Source organism: Streptomonospora arabica (assembly GCF_039531585.1).
Taxonomy (GTDB): Bacteria; Actinomycetota; Actinomycetes; order Streptosporangiales; family Streptosporangiaceae; genus Streptomonospora; species Streptomonospora halophila.
Genome location: NZ_BAAAQI010000029.1, coordinates 1 through 12,720 on the forward strand (window position 1 = coordinate 1; position 12,720 = coordinate 12,720).

12 protein-coding genes are annotated in these 12,720 nt (G+C 73.9%); 6 read left to right on the forward strand and 6 right to left on the reverse strand.

What is annotated here, in order from left to right:
• Positions 1-142, reverse strand: a 142-nt coding sequence (locus tag ABD284_RS25045) for a lycopene cyclase family protein (RefSeq protein WP_344148801.1), incomplete at its 3' end; no start/stop codon positions are given.
• Between the two features lie 827 nt (positions 143-969).
• On the opposite strand from ABD284_RS25045, the gene ABD284_RS25050 reads away from it, so the two are divergent.
• Entirely contained in the window at positions 970-3,330 is a 2,361-nt protein-coding gene (locus ABD284_RS25050) for an arylsulfatase (protein ID WP_344148711.1), read from the forward strand.
• A 59-nt stretch (positions 3,331-3,389) separates the two neighbouring features.
• On the opposite strand, the gene ABD284_RS25055 is transcribed toward ABD284_RS25050, so the two are convergent.
• Entirely contained in the window at positions 3,390-4,310 is a 921-nt protein-coding gene (locus tag ABD284_RS25055) for a LysR family transcriptional regulator (RefSeq protein ID WP_344148714.1), read from the reverse strand.
• A gap of 316 nt (positions 4,311-4,626) precedes the next feature.
• On the opposite strand from ABD284_RS25055, the gene ABD284_RS25060 reads away from it, so the two are divergent.
• Positions 4,627-6,063, forward strand: coding sequence for a sulfatase family protein (locus tag ABD284_RS25060; protein WP_344148717.1), 1,437 nt, complete (start codon positions 4,627-4,629; stop codon positions 6,061-6,063).
• 156 nt (positions 6,064-6,219) lie between these two features.
• On the opposite strand, the gene ABD284_RS25065 is transcribed toward ABD284_RS25060, so the two are convergent.
• Positions 6,220-7,305 carry a hypothetical protein gene (locus tag ABD284_RS25065; protein WP_344148720.1) on the reverse strand — a complete coding sequence of 362 codons (1,086 nt, stop codon included), beginning with the start codon at positions 7,303-7,305 and terminating at the stop codon, positions 6,220-6,222.
• 116 nt (positions 7,306-7,421) lie between these two features.
• Here ABD284_RS25065 and ABD284_RS25070 point away from each other — a divergent pair, with 116 nt between their 5' ends.
• From ABD284_RS25070 to ABD284_RS25085, 4 genes are all read left to right on the forward strand, one after another.
• Positions 7,422-8,078 carry a TetR/AcrR family transcriptional regulator gene (locus tag ABD284_RS25070; RefSeq protein WP_344148723.1) on the forward strand — a complete coding sequence of 219 codons (657 nt, stop codon included), beginning with the start codon at positions 7,422-7,424 and terminating at the stop codon, positions 8,076-8,078.
• 91 nt (positions 8,079-8,169) lie between these two features.
• Entirely contained in the window at positions 8,170-8,754 is a 585-nt protein-coding gene (locus ABD284_RS25075) for a PadR family transcriptional regulator (RefSeq protein ID WP_344148726.1), read from the forward strand.
• Between the two features lie 12 nt (positions 8,755-8,766).
• Positions 8,767-9,555, forward strand: coding sequence for an SGNH/GDSL hydrolase family protein (locus ABD284_RS25080; RefSeq protein ID WP_344148729.1), 789 nt, complete (start codon positions 8,767-8,769; stop codon positions 9,553-9,555).
• A 75-nt stretch (positions 9,556-9,630) separates the two neighbouring features.
• Positions 9,631-10,023: a nuclear transport factor 2 family protein gene (locus tag ABD284_RS25085; RefSeq protein WP_344148732.1), complete on the forward strand. Its 393-nt coding sequence runs from the start codon at positions 9,631-9,633 to the stop codon at positions 10,021-10,023.
• Between the two features lie 22 nt (positions 10,024-10,045).
• On the opposite strand, the gene ABD284_RS25090 is transcribed toward ABD284_RS25085, so the two are convergent.
• The 3 genes from ABD284_RS25090 to ABD284_RS25100 form a co-directional block, all read right to left on the reverse strand.
• Complete coding sequence (locus tag ABD284_RS25090; RefSeq protein WP_344148735.1) at positions 10,046-10,609, reverse strand: TetR/AcrR family transcriptional regulator; 564 nt, start codon at positions 10,607-10,609, stop codon at positions 10,046-10,048.
• A 4-nt stretch (positions 10,610-10,613) separates the two neighbouring features.
• Positions 10,614-11,309, reverse strand: a complete 696-nt coding sequence (locus ABD284_RS25095; RefSeq protein ID WP_344148738.1) for a type 1 glutamine amidotransferase domain-containing protein — start codon at positions 11,307-11,309, stop codon at positions 10,614-10,616.
• 675 nt (positions 11,310-11,984) lie between these two features.
• The gene (locus ABD284_RS25100) at positions 11,985-12,629 is read right to left on the reverse strand and encodes a TetR/AcrR family transcriptional regulator (protein WP_386699008.1); all 645 of its coding nucleotides are present in this window, start codon (positions 12,627-12,629) and stop codon (positions 11,985-11,987) included.
• Positions 12,630-12,720: the final 91 nt, after the last annotated feature.

Below are 12,720 nucleotides of genomic sequence, written 5' to 3' on the forward strand. Positions count from 1 at the left end.
GTTCCTGGTCGCGGTCGCTGGGGCCGGCTTCGATGACGCAGACGCTGGTGCCGGGGTCCTCGGTGAGGCGGTTGGCGATCACCGAGCCCGCGGTCCCGCCGCCCACGACCACATAGTCGTAGACGGAATCCGCTGAAGACACGTGGAGCTCCTTTCGGGCGTTGTGCCCGTCTCGTCCTCGTCGCGCCCGCAGGCGTGCGGGAAGCGGTTGCGGGCGGACGGCCGCCGTTTCCGCTCGCGACCGGGGCTTTCCCGGAGGGGCCCGCGGCCTTCCGGCCCGGCAGGCGCCCGGATCCCGAAAAGCGGCCGCGAAACCTTGCCCTTTTCTGCTTTCTCCGGCACCGGCCGAATATGTATACAACCAGCGGAAGTGCGGCGGATCAAGCCGTCCGGAGATGGGGAATCCCATGCGGCGGGTATCGGCGCCGGTGTTCGGCGCGTTCCGGCGCCGCATGCGCCGGCCGCCGGAAGCGGGCCGCGAACCCCCGCGCGAGGTGTTCGCAGGAGACGCGGATGGCAGAACATCGAAGCAGCTCAACGGGTTGCGACGCGCCGGCGGCGGCGCGTGGGGGCGTCGGCGTGGCGCCCGCCGGGGAGCGCCGCGACGCCCCGGCGCCGTGCGCTCCGCGCGCTGTTTCGGCTCCGGAGATAGAATCATTCTATACGTACGAGCAGTTATCGGTATCGCTCGTTTCCTGCCGCCCGTTGACTCGGCTCCGCGGGTCGACCATCATTCAACACGGAAACCCGGCCAGGCGTGCGTCGACGGCAGAACGGGAGCGCGGCACTTCGCTCCCGGAAACGAGGTGGAAACCGGAACCGCGTCCGCCAGGGAATGGCATGAAGCGTCCACGTGCGCGACTTCTTCGCTCCTGGAACGGATGCGCGGGATAGGAACCGATTCAGCGCTCCGCACCGCCCGAAGCACCGGTACGCACCATCCCCTGCGGATACGTGAAGGAGACACCCATGAGCAGCTCGCAGCCCGAGCGGTACAACCTGCCGATCGCGGACGGGCGGCACGCTCCGGCCACCTCGCTCGATGCCCGCGACCAGGACCCGTCCTTCCAGCCGGCCCAACCGCTGCGCCCGCCCCGCGGAGCGCCCAACGTGGTGCTCGTCCTCGTCGACGACATGGGCTTCGGAGCGCCCAGCGCCTTCGGCGGCCCGTGTGAGACCCCGACCGCGGACCGGCTCGCGGAGAACGGCCTGCGCTACAACCGGTTCCACGTCACCGCGATCTGCTCGCCGACCCGCCAGGCGCTGCTGACCGGGCGCAACCACCACTCGGTCGGCATGGGAGTCACCACCGAGATGGCCAGCGCGGCGCCGGGCTACAGCGGCATCCGCCCGCGCAGCGCCGCGACGATCGCGCAGACCCTGCGGGCCAACGGCTACAACACCGGTGCCTTCGGCAAGTGGCACCAGACCCCGGCACGCGACGTGAGCCCGGCCGGGCCGTTCGACCGCTGGCCCACCGGCGAGGGCTTCGAGAAGTTCTACGGGTTCGTGTGCGCCGAGATGAACCACTGGTACCCGGTCCTCTTCGACGGGACCTCGCCGATCGAGCCGTCGAAGCGGCCGGAGGACGGCTACCACCTCTCCGAGGACCTCGTCGACCAGGCGATCGAGTGGATCGGCACGCAGCGCAGCCTCAATCCCGACGTCCCGTTCTTCACCTACCTGCCGTTCGGCGCCACGCACGCGCCCTACCACGTGCCCAGGCAGTACCGCGACAAGTACCGGGGCCGGTTCGACCACGGCTGGGACCGCCAGCGCGAGATCACGCTGCAGCGCCAGAAGGAGCTGGGCGTGGTGCCCCAGGACGCCGAACTGGCGCCGTGGGCCGAGGGCGTGCCGCACTGGGACGAGCTGTCCGACGAGGAGCGCCGGTCCGCGGCCTCGCTGATGGAGCTCTACGCCGGCTTCGCCGAGCACACCGACGTCCAGGTCGGGCGCCTGATGGACGCCCTGGAGGAGCAGGGCGTCCTGGACGACACGCTGTTCATCTACATCCTCGGCGACAACGGGGCCTCGGCCGAGGGCGGCCTGGGCGGCACGCTCAACGAGCACCGCTTCGCCAGCGGGATCCCCGACAGCGCGGAGTTCATCAACGCCCACGCCGACGCGCTCGGCGACGAGACGACGCACGCCCACTACCCCGTCGGATGGGCGCTGGCGATGAACACCCCCTACCAGTGGACCAAGCAGGTCGCCTCGCACTTCGGCGGAACGCGCGACGGAATGATCGTGCACTGGCCGAACGGGATCAGCGAGCGCGGCGGGCTGCGCAACCAGTTCCACCACGTGATCGACGTGCTGCCGACCGTCCTCGAGGCGGCCGGGATCCCGCACCCCGCCACGGTCGACGGGATCGGCCAGCAGCCGATCGAGGGCACCAGCATGCTCTACACCTTCAACGACGCCCAGGCGCCCGACCGGCACCGCATCCAGTACTTCGAGATGGTCGGCAACCGCGGCATCTACCGCGACGGGTGGATGGCGGTCACCCGGCACGGCACGCCGTGGGAGATGGTGCAGTCCGGTCGCCGCTACTTCGACGACGACGTGTGGGAGCTCTACGACACCAACGTCGACTGGACCCAGGCCCGCGACATCTCGGCGGAGCACCCCGGCAAGCTGCGCGAGCTGCAGCAGCTGTTCCTCGTCGAAGCCGCCCGGTTCAACGTGTTCCCGCTGGACGACCGGATGACGGAACGGGAGAACCCGCGCGAGGCGGGCCGGCTCGACCTGTTCGGCGACCGCAGCACGGTCACGTTCTCGGGCGCGGGGCTGCGGCTCACGGAGGAGACCGCGCCCAACGTGAAGAACCGGTCGCACACCATCACGGCGGTCGTCGAGGCACCGCCCGGCGGGGGCGAGGGCGTGATCGTCGCGCAGGGCGGGCGCTTCGGCGGATGGTCGCTGTACGTCCACGAGGGATGCCTGCGCTACGCCTACAACTACTTCGGGCTGCAGGTGCACACCGTGTCGGCGCAGGAGCGGCTCTCCCGCGGCGAGCACGAGGTGCGCATGGAGTTCGACTACGACGGCGGGGGCGTCGGCCGCGGCGGGTCCGTGACTCTGCTGGTCGACGGGGAGAAGGCCGCCGAAGGCCGGGTGGACGCCACGATCCCCTACTACTTCGCCTTCGACGAGACCTTCGACCTCGGCGTCGACCGCGCCTCGCCCGTGACGGACGACTACCCGACCCTCGACAACGAGTTCACCGGGCGGTTGGACCGGGTGCGCCTCGACCTCGGCGACGACCAGTGCAGCGACGTCGACAGCGAGAGCGGACGCGAGAGGTTCCGGGCGGCCCACGACTGACGGGCGCCGCGGCGCCGCGCGGCCCGTGCCGGAAGGGCGCGTGCCGCGCGGCGCCCGCCTCAGCCGGGAAGGGCGCCCTCCATCGGTCCCGGGCCCTCGTCGCCGCCGGGCTCCCAACCCGAGACGAGGTCGACGAAGGCCTGGGCGGCGGGCGAGAGGGGTTCGGGCGGCCAGACGAGATGGCCCCGGCGCGCCAGCGGCGGTGCGACGCTGACGACCACGGCACCGCCGCGGGCCGCCTCCATCGCGAGCCGGTGCGGCAGCAGGGTCGCGCCGGCGCCCGCCAGCACCAGGGGGACGATCGCGGCGCGGTGCGTGGTCTCGACCGCGATGCGGGGCGGGGTCCCGCTCAGCGCCAGCGCGCTGTCCAGCGCGCTTCTCGTGGTGGTGCCGCTGGGCGTGGTGACGAGGTCGAGCTCGGCGAGCTTCTGCAGCGGCATCGGGTCCGCGGGGCGGTCCGCCGAGGGCGGGAGCACGGCCAGGACCTCCTGCTGGGGAAGGTCGAGCACCCGCATTCCCGCGGTCGCGACACCGTGTGCGGTGAGCCCCACCTCGCACCGCCCGCGCCGCACGGAGTCGACGATCGCGGCGGCGTTCTCCGCATCCAGGATGCGGAACTCCACTCCGGGGTGCCGGCTTCGGAACTCGCCGACGAACGCCGCCAGCGGGTCGACGGCCAGGGTGGTGACCGCGGCGATGTCGAGGCGGCCGGACACCAGGCCCGAGACCCGCTGCGCCGCGGTCTGCACGCGCATGAAGTCGTGCAGCACCTGCCGGGCGGGGCTGAGCAGGGCCTCGCCCACGGGGGTCAGCACCACGCCCCGGCCGATGCGGCGGAACAGCGGAGCCCCCACCTCGCGCTCCAGGACGCCTATGGCATAGGACAGCGACGGCTGCGCGATCCGCAGCGCGTTCGCGGCGCCGGTGAAACTCCCGTGGCTCGCGATGGCGAGAAAGTACTCGAGGTGCTTGCGCTCCACACGACCTTCCTACGACAGCCGGAGGGGAGGCACCCCCGAGCACCGGATCCGGCGCTCGTCGGCCACGGCCCTCACCGGCGCGGCCGCCCCGGTCCGGGGCCGCATGTCCGGTTATGGCGAAATATACCTGACTGCCCTTTCAGCTGCTCAGCGGCGCGGCGTCCGGCGGCCCGCGGCCCCGCGGCCCGGGCCCGCCGGGGGCGCGGCCGGAAGCCCTTGAGAGGCTTGACCTGCGCGCCCGCGCCCCGCGCGGCGCTCCCGGCGCCACGCCCACCCCCGACCCGCCGCGCTCGCCCCGCCCGGAAGGAAGCACCGCGTGCCGAACGGACGTCCCAACATCCTGGTGATCATGACCGACGACCACGCGGCCCCGGCGATCGGCGCCTACGGCAGCGCGATCAACCGGACACCCGCCGTCGACCGCCTCGCCGCCGAGGGCATGCGCTTCGACAACGCCTTCTGCACCAACGCGATCTGCTCGCCCGCACGGGCGACGCTGCTCACCGGCACCTACAGCCACGTCCACGGCATGACCACGCTGGAGCAGCCCGGGCAGAGGTTCCGCGCCGACCAGCCCTCCTTTCCCGAGATGCTGCAGCAGGCCGGCTACCAGACCGCCATCGTCGGCAAGTGGCACCTGGGCCACGGGCCCGGGCACGACCCCCGCGGCTTCGACTACTGGGAGGTCCTGCCCGAGCACGGCTGCTACCGCGACCCGGCCTTCCTCACCGCCGCGGGCGAGCGGACCTACTCCGGCTACGTCACCGACATCATCACCGACCTCGGCCTGACCTGGCTCGACCGGCGCGAGGCCGACCGCCCCTTCTGCCTGCTGGTCCAGCACAAGGCGCCCCACCGGGCGTTCGAACCGGCCGATCGGCACCGCCGCCTCTACGCGGACGTGGACATCCCCGCTCCGGCGACCCTGCACGACGACCTCTCCGGCCGGGCCTCGGCCGCCCGCGAGGCGCGCATGCGCATGTCCGACCTCACCGCGGAGGACCTCAAGGCGCCGGTCCCCGAAGGGCTCACCGAGGACGCGGAGTTCGAGTGGCGCTACCAGCGCTACATCAAGGACTACCTGCGCGTGGTCGCCGCCCTGGACGAGAACGTCGGGCGGGTCCTGCACTACCTGGACGTCGCCGGGCTCGCCGAGGACACCGTGGTCGTCTACACCTCCGACCACGGCTTCTTCCTGGGTGAGCACGGATGGTTCGACAAGCGGTTCATGTACGAGCCCGCGCTGCGGATCCCGCTGGTCGTGCGCCACCCGGGCGTCACCCCCGCGGGCAGCAGCCGCGGCGACCTGGTCGCCAACGTCGACTACGCCCCCACGATCCTGGACCTGGCCGGAGTCGGACCGCACCCGCGGATGCAGGGCCGCAGCCTGGCCCCGCTGCTGCGCGGAGAGCGGCCCGGCGACTGGCGCGACGCCGTCTACTACCGCTACTTCGAGCACCTGGACGTGAACCACAACGTCGCGGCGTGCTATGGGGTCCGCACCCGCACGCACAAGTTGATCCACTACCCCGGCCACGGCTCGGGCCGGCCGGGCGCCGCCGAGGAGCGCCGCGAACCCGAGTGGGAGCTGTTCGACCTGGAGGAGGACCCCGACGAGCTGCGCAACCGCTACGCCGACCCGGCCTACGCCGGTGTCGCGGCAGAGCTGACCGCCAGGCTCGAAGCCCTGCAGCAGGAGTACGGCGACACCTCCGACCACCTCGCCGGCGCCCCCTCCGACGCGGCGCCCTGAGGGGGCGCCCTGAGGAGGCGCCGGCGCCCGGATCGAGCCCGCCGACCGCCGTCTCGGCGCCATACGCGGTCCGGACGCCGTCCCCGCGCAACCGGCAGGCGCAGGCGACGCCCCGAAGCAGAGGGGCGGCCCGCCCCGGTCGCGGCGCGCGGCGCTTCAGGCCGCTTCGGCGCGGTGGCGAAGGTGGCGGGGGTGGCGGGCGAGCCAGATGAGTGCGGCAGCGGTCGCGGCCATCACCGCCGTCCCGACGGCGGCGGGGAACACCGCGCCGGTGCCCTCCTCGAAAACCAGGGCGCTGAGGACGACGAACAGCGTGTGGCCCACCAGTGCGCCGCCGATCACGGCCACCCGGTGCCGATGGGTGAAGCCCGCCGTCCGCGTCCAGGTGGCGATACGCCAAGCCGCGGCGGCCGCCACGGCGGCGGCGCCGGCCATGGCCGCCACCACCCACCCGCCGCCGACGGCCGGGCCGGTCGGCGGATGCCCGGGCGGCACCAGCAGCCCGAGGAAGACGAGTACGGCCGCACCCGGCAGCAGGCACGCCGCGACGAGGCCGGGGGCACGCGCAGGGCCCGTCTCGGTCGGCGGCACCGTGCCGGGACGCCCCCGCCCCATGCGCGGGACGATGCGCAGTGCGATCACCGCGAGGGCGGCCACGGCGAGCAGCAGTCCGGCGAGCACCGGCAGCGGTACCTGGTATCCCGGGTCCTCCACCCCGGCGATGAGGAGGCGCAGCAGCGCGACCCCGGCGACCGCCGCGACCCCGGCGCCGATCAGCCCGCCCCGGCGCAGCAGCGGCCGGCCCGCGAACCGCGGGAACAGCAGGTCGGTCAGCACGACGGGGACGAGGACGCTGAAGACCATGTGGTAGCCGAGCTGGCTCTCCCAGTACGTCGTGTTGAAGCCGAGCACCCGCGGGCCCCATTCCGCGGCGTTGTAGAGGTTCGGGCTGGTCAGCGCCTGAAGGCCGATCCCGTCCTCCACCAGTTCGTAGGCCGCGCCCATCACCAGCAGGCCGGGCCAGCCGGCGCCCGCGCGCGCCACCAGCTCCCGGATCAGCAGCACGCCCGCGCCGTACATCGGCACCAGCAGCGGAAGGATGACCCAGAGCAGGGGCATGCCGACGCCGCTGAAGGTCACCTCCGCGCTGAGCGGCGCCAGGACCACCAGTGCCCATGCCGCCTTGAGCCTGCCGCGACCGGGGCTGCGGTCGGCGTCCGGCGGGTCCCCCGTGTTCTCCACGGCTCTCCTCCGTACAGTTGTTACTCAACTAAGTAATAAGCGTGGGACGCCAATGTACCCGCTGAGCCGCTGGGAGGATACTTCGGCGACCGCGCCGCCGAGGGAAGTGGGGGGAGATGCCCGAGCGTGCGAACCGGCGGCTGCCGCCTGAGGAGCGCCGCCGCCAGATCGTCGCGGCGACGATCGAGACCATCGCCGCGCTGGGACTCCAGCAGGCCACCTTCGCCCGGATCGCCGAGCGGGGCGGGCTCAGCAGTACGCGGCTGATCTCGTACCACTTCGCGCACCGGCGGGAGCTGCTGCGGGCCGCGGTCCTGCACGTCCACGGGATGATCGGGGCCCACGTCGCCGACCGCATAGCCGGCGCCGCCGACCCGCGCGGCGAACTGCTGACCTACATCCGCGCGGTCGTGGAGTTCGTCGACGCCCACCGGACCGAGATGCGGGCGCTGCTGCTCATCCACCTCCAGGACGACCCCGGCGCCGAACGCACCTACAACGCCGGCACCGAGCGCGGCGTGCTCGGGGCCATCGAGGACATGCTCGGCCGCGGCCAGCGGGCCGGCCTGTTCCGGGAGTTCGACACCTTCGTCATGGCCGCGACGGTGCAGCGCGCCGTCGACGGCATCCCGTTCCTGCTGCAGTCCGAGCCCGACCTCGACCTCTCCGGCTACGCCGACGAACTGGCCGCCCTGTTCGACCACGCGACGTCGGCACGCCGCCCCGCCCGCCCGGCCCGCCCCGCGCCCGAGGCCCCCGGCCAACGGCCCTGAACACTCCTTCGGGGACGGGGCCGCCCCTCGGCGCGCGATGCAGGGGGAAGTACTCGCGCATGTGACTAACCAACCCGTTTAGTATCGGCCCATGGCACTTCGCAACGCGGTGATGGCCGCCCTGCTCGAGGGGGAGGCGTCCGGCTACGACCTGGCCAGGAGCTTCGACGCCTCGGTGGCCGACTTCTGGATGGCCACGCCCCAGCGGCTCTGTCGGGAACTGGAGCGGATGGCTGCCGAGGGCCTGCTCCAGGCGCGCACGGTCGAGCAGGAGAAGCGTCCCGACAAGCGGCTGTTCTCCCTCACCGCATCCGGGCGGCGCGCCCTGTACGCGTTCACCTCCGCCCCGCCGCGTCCCGGCGCCGTCCGCGAGGAGCTCCTGGTCCAGGTGCCGGCGGTGGACACCGGCGACGTCGGGGCCGTACGGGAGGCGGCCGCCGAGCGCATGGTGTGGGCACGGGGGAAGATCACCCGCTACGAGCGGCTGCGCAACCGGCTTCCGGGCGGCCGCAGCGAGGAGGACCACCTGGCCCGCGCCGAGCGCGTGGGCCCCCACCTGACTCTCCGGCGGGGCCCGGAGTTCGAGCGGGAGTACCCGCGCTGGGGCGAACGGGTGCTGGACGTGCTCGGGCGCCGCACCCCCTCCACCGCCGGCACCGGCGCCGAGCCGGACTGAGGGGCTGCCCGGATGGGATACCGCGGATACCGCAGATACGTCGCGGTCGGCGACAGCCAGACCGAGGGCCTCAACGACGGCGACGAGACGACCGGCTACCGGGGCTGGGCCGACCGCCTCGCCGAAGCGCTCGCCGCGCAGGAACCCGGGTTCACCTACGCCAACCTCGCCGTCCGCGGGCGGCGGGCCGCAGGCGTCCGGGCCGAGCAGACCGCTCCCGCGCTCGCGCTCGCGCCGGACCTGGTCACGGTCATGGCGGGCATGAACGACCTGGTCCGGCCGGGCTACGACGCGGCCGCCACCGCCGCGGAGCTGGACGCGATGCTGGCCGCGTTCACCGACTCGGGCGCGACCACGGTCACCTTCACCTTCCCCGACGTCAGCAGCCTCGCCCCTCTGGTTCGGCACCTGCGTCCCCGCGTGCTGGACTTCAACGACCGCCTCCGCACCATGGCCGACCGCCGCGGCGCCGTGCTGGTCGACACCTTCCCCTACCCGGTCACCACCGACCCGCGGCTGTGGAGCGCCGACCGCATCCACGCCGCGCCGCTGGGCCACGCCCGTATCGCGGCGGCGACCGCGCACGCGCTCGGCGTCCCGGGCAGCGACGGCTCCTGGGCCGATCCGCTGCCGCCGCTGCCCGCCCTGGAGCCGTGGCGGCGCGCCGGGGCCGAAGCGGCCTGGGCGGCGGCCTTCCTCGGCCCCTGGCTGCTGCGCCGGCTGCGCGGACGCTCGTCGGGCGACGGCCGCAGCGCAAAACGTCCCGGCCTGCTGCCGCTGCCCGCCGACGGCGGCCGCTGACACGCCGGCCGGCTACCGCCGTTCCGAAGCGGCCGAATCCGCCGCACCTGTCCGACCACGCACAACGGAGGCGGCATGCACGCGTTCCGCAGGGCCGTCGAGGCCGACGACCACCAGGCGATCGAGGCGATGCTGGCCGAGGACGTCGTCTTCACCAGCCCGGTCGCCTTCAAGCCCTACTCGGGCAGGGCGATCACCGCCGCGATTCTGCGCGGTGCGGCGCGCGTGTTCGAGGACTTCCGCTACGTGCGCGAGATCGCGGACGCCGACGGCCGCGACCTCGGCCTGCTGTTCACCGCCAGGGTCGGCGACACGAGGGTCGAGGGCTGCGACTTCCTGCACGTCGACGAGGACGGCCGGATCGACGACCTCAGGGTCATGGTCCGCCCGCTGTCGGGGGCACAGGCGCTGGCCGAGGCCATGGGCGCGCAGTTCGAGCGCATCCGCCGCGAGGCGGAGGGCGGCTGAGGGGCCTCGGCGCGGAGAGGGCTCAGCGCGGCGCGCGGCGCTCGTCGAGCAGGCCGCCGACGAGGGCGGCGGTCGCCGGCCCCACCAGGGCCTCGCCCTCGCGCGCGGTCTCCAGGCCGGCGGCCAGCGCCAGGCACATCCGGGCCGCCTGATCTGGCGGGACCCCCTCGACGGTGCCGGCGCGCGTGAACAGGTCGGTGAGCAGGTCGTGCAGCGAGGCGGAGAACGTGCCGCAGATCCCTCCGAACAGCCGGTTCCGCTCGTCCAGCAGTTCGGCGGTGTGCGGCGAGGCCCCGCCGACCCGGAACGCCAGGTCGAGCTTGGCGGCCAGCACGCCCCGGATGCGCTCGGCCGCCGGCGCGCCGGCGTCGGCCGCCGCGTCCCGGGCCCGGCCGAGCGCCTCCTGATGGAGGCGTTCGGCCAGCAGCCGGAAGGCCTCGTCCTTGCCCCGGACGTACTGGTAGACCGCCGACCGGGACACGCCCATCTGCGAGGCGATGTCGTCCATCGTGGTGCGCCGCGCGCCGTACCTGGTCAGACAGGTGTAGGCGGCGTCGAGGACCTCGTCGAGCCGGTCGGTGCCCATCGGCTCAGGCCAGCCTGTCGAGCATCTCTCGGGCGAGCGGAGCCGAGGAGGCCGGGTTCTGGCCGGTCACCAGCGTGCGGTCGACCACCACGTTCGGCGCCCAGGGCTCGCCCTCGCGCACCCGCACACCGGCCCGGGTCAGCCGGTCCTGCAGGAGCCACCGGGCCTTGTCGGCGAGGCCGCCTTGGCGCTCCTCCTCGTCGGTGAACGCGGCGACCTCGTAGCCGGCGAAGGCGTTGGAGCCGTCGGCCCCCGTCGCGGCGAGCAGCGCGGCGGGGCCGTGGCAGACCACGCCGAGCGGCTTGCCGCTCTCCAGCGCGTGCGTGAGCAGCGCACCGGAGTCGGCGTCGACCGCCAGGTCCTCCATCGGGCCGTGGCCGCCGGGGTAGTAGACCGCGTCGTAGTCGGCGAGGTCCGCTTCCTCCAGCTTGATCGGGTGCCGGAGCTCGGTCATGGCCTCAAGGGCGGCGCTCATTCGGTCGGCGCCCTCCTGGCCGCCGTTGGCCCCGGGTGCGAGGCTGCCCCGGTCCACGGTCGGGACGACCCCGCCCGGGGTGGCGACGGTGATCCGGTGCCCGGCCGCCGTGAAGGCCTCGTACGGGGCGACGGCCTCCTCGGCCCAGAAGCCGGTGGGGTGGCGGGTACCGTCGTCCAGCGTCCAGTGGTCGACTCCGGTCATCACGAAGAGGATCTCCGGCATGGTGTGCTTCCTCCGGCGAGCGGGTCGGTGCGGATCGCGGCGGTCGGCCGTCGCCACACCCTGACGTCCTGCACGCACTGACACTTTGAACATTGATCGTCAGTGCGGCGGCGCCTCCGATGCTAGCGATTGCGGCATCCCGGCGTCCAACCCCGCGGCGCGGCCGCCGCGGACCGGCGCTGCTGAACGGGTCTAGGGACGCGGGCGGCGGGCGGACCGCGGCGGGTTAAGCGGTGCGGCCTGCACGGCGCCGCCCGCGCTCGCCCGTCCGCCACGGGCGCTCTCGCGCCGGCGGCTCCCGCGAGTCGCAGGGCACGTCCGTGCCGTGCGGGGCGCACGCTCGCGACCGGGGCAGAGCATGGTTTCCGTTCTTGCGCGTTCAGCCCGCTCACCGTCTCGGAGAGCAGGCAGAGCAGGCGCGGCGGCCGTCGGGCGTGGCAGCGGAGCACGGCCCCGGCGCGCACGGCCCGTCGAGCGCCCCCGAGCCGCGGAGGCGCAGCGCGTTCAGCGCAGGGCGCACCCGCGCCCCGATGGCGGCGGTCGCGTCGCCGGATGGCGCGGCCGGCGCAGCCCGGGGGTCGCACCGGGCACCGACCCGGCGGGCGCTCGGCCCCCGCGCAGGCCGGGACCGGACGCGAAGCGCCCGGTGCGGCGCGCGGCCGGGCCCCGGAGCGGTCAGTCCGGTCGGCGCAGTCCCTCGACGAGGAGTCCCACGAGGCGGCGCGCGTCGTAGCGGGGGTCGTGGTCGGCGCCGATGCAGAGGTTGCCGACGCCCCGCATGAGCCCGTAGGCCTCCAGGTCGGGCCGGATCTCGCCGGATTCCGCGGCGGCGTCGAGCAGCCGGCCGCACACCGGCACGAGGCGGTCGAGGAAATAGGAGTGCAGCGCGTCGAATCCCGCGTCGTCGGACTGCAGGACGGCGGCCAGTCCGTGCTTGGTGACCAGGAAGTCGACGAAGAGGTCGATCCACCGCCGGAGCGCCTCGTAGGGCGTCGCGCTCGTCTCCAGCAGCGTCGGCCCCGCCTCGGCGCAGGCCTCGACCTGGTGCCGGTAGACGGCGATGATGAGGTCCGCGCGGGTCGGGAAGTGCCGGTAGATCGTGCCGACCCCGACACCGGCCTTGGCCGCGATGTCGCGGACCGGGGCGTCCACGCCTGAGGCGACGAAGACCGCGGCGGCCGCGTCGAGCAGCGTCTTCTCGTTGCGCCGGGCGTCGGCCCGCTTGGGCCGCGCGGCGCGCACCGCGCCCTGGTCGCTGTCGTTCACCGCGCCGCTCCCGCCTCGGCCGAACACGACACCCGGAACGACTCCCCCGGCCATTCTCGGAGTCAGGTTCCGTTTCCCCATAGTGCCAGGGCCCGCCTCGGCCGCCAACCCGGCCGCCGCCCCGTCCCGGCCGCGGCGCCCCCGG

Bases quoted from the DNA above. Each gene is read 5' to 3' on its own strand.
- ABD284_RS25050 (WP_344148711.1), top strand. From the start codon at position 970: ATGAGCAGCTCGCAGCCCGAGCGGTACAACCTGCCGATCGCGGACGGG.
- ABD284_RS25070 (WP_344148723.1), top strand. From the start codon at position 7,422: ATGCCCGAGCGTGCGAACCGGCGGCTGCCGCCTGAGGAGCGCCGCCGC.
- ABD284_RS25075 (WP_344148726.1), top strand. From the start codon at position 8,170: ATGGCACTTCGCAACGCGGTGATGGCCGCCCTGCTCGAGGGGGAGGCG.
- ABD284_RS25080 (WP_344148729.1), top strand. From the start codon at position 8,767: ATGGGATACCGCGGATACCGCAGATACGTCGCGGTCGGCGACAGCCAG.
- ABD284_RS25085 (WP_344148732.1), top strand. From the start codon at position 9,631: ATGCACGCGTTCCGCAGGGCCGTCGAGGCCGACGACCACCAGGCGATC.
- ABD284_RS25090 (WP_344148735.1), bottom strand. From the start codon at position 10,609: ATGGGCACCGACCGGCTCGACGAGGTCCTCGACGCCGCCTACACCTGT.
- ABD284_RS25095 (WP_344148738.1), bottom strand. From the start codon at position 11,309: ATGCCGGAGATCCTCTTCGTGATGACCGGAGTCGACCACTGGACGCTG.
- ABD284_RS25100 (WP_386699008.1), bottom strand. From the start codon at position 12,629: ATGGCCGGGGGAGTCGTTCCGGGTGTCGTGTTCGGCCGAGGCGGGAGC.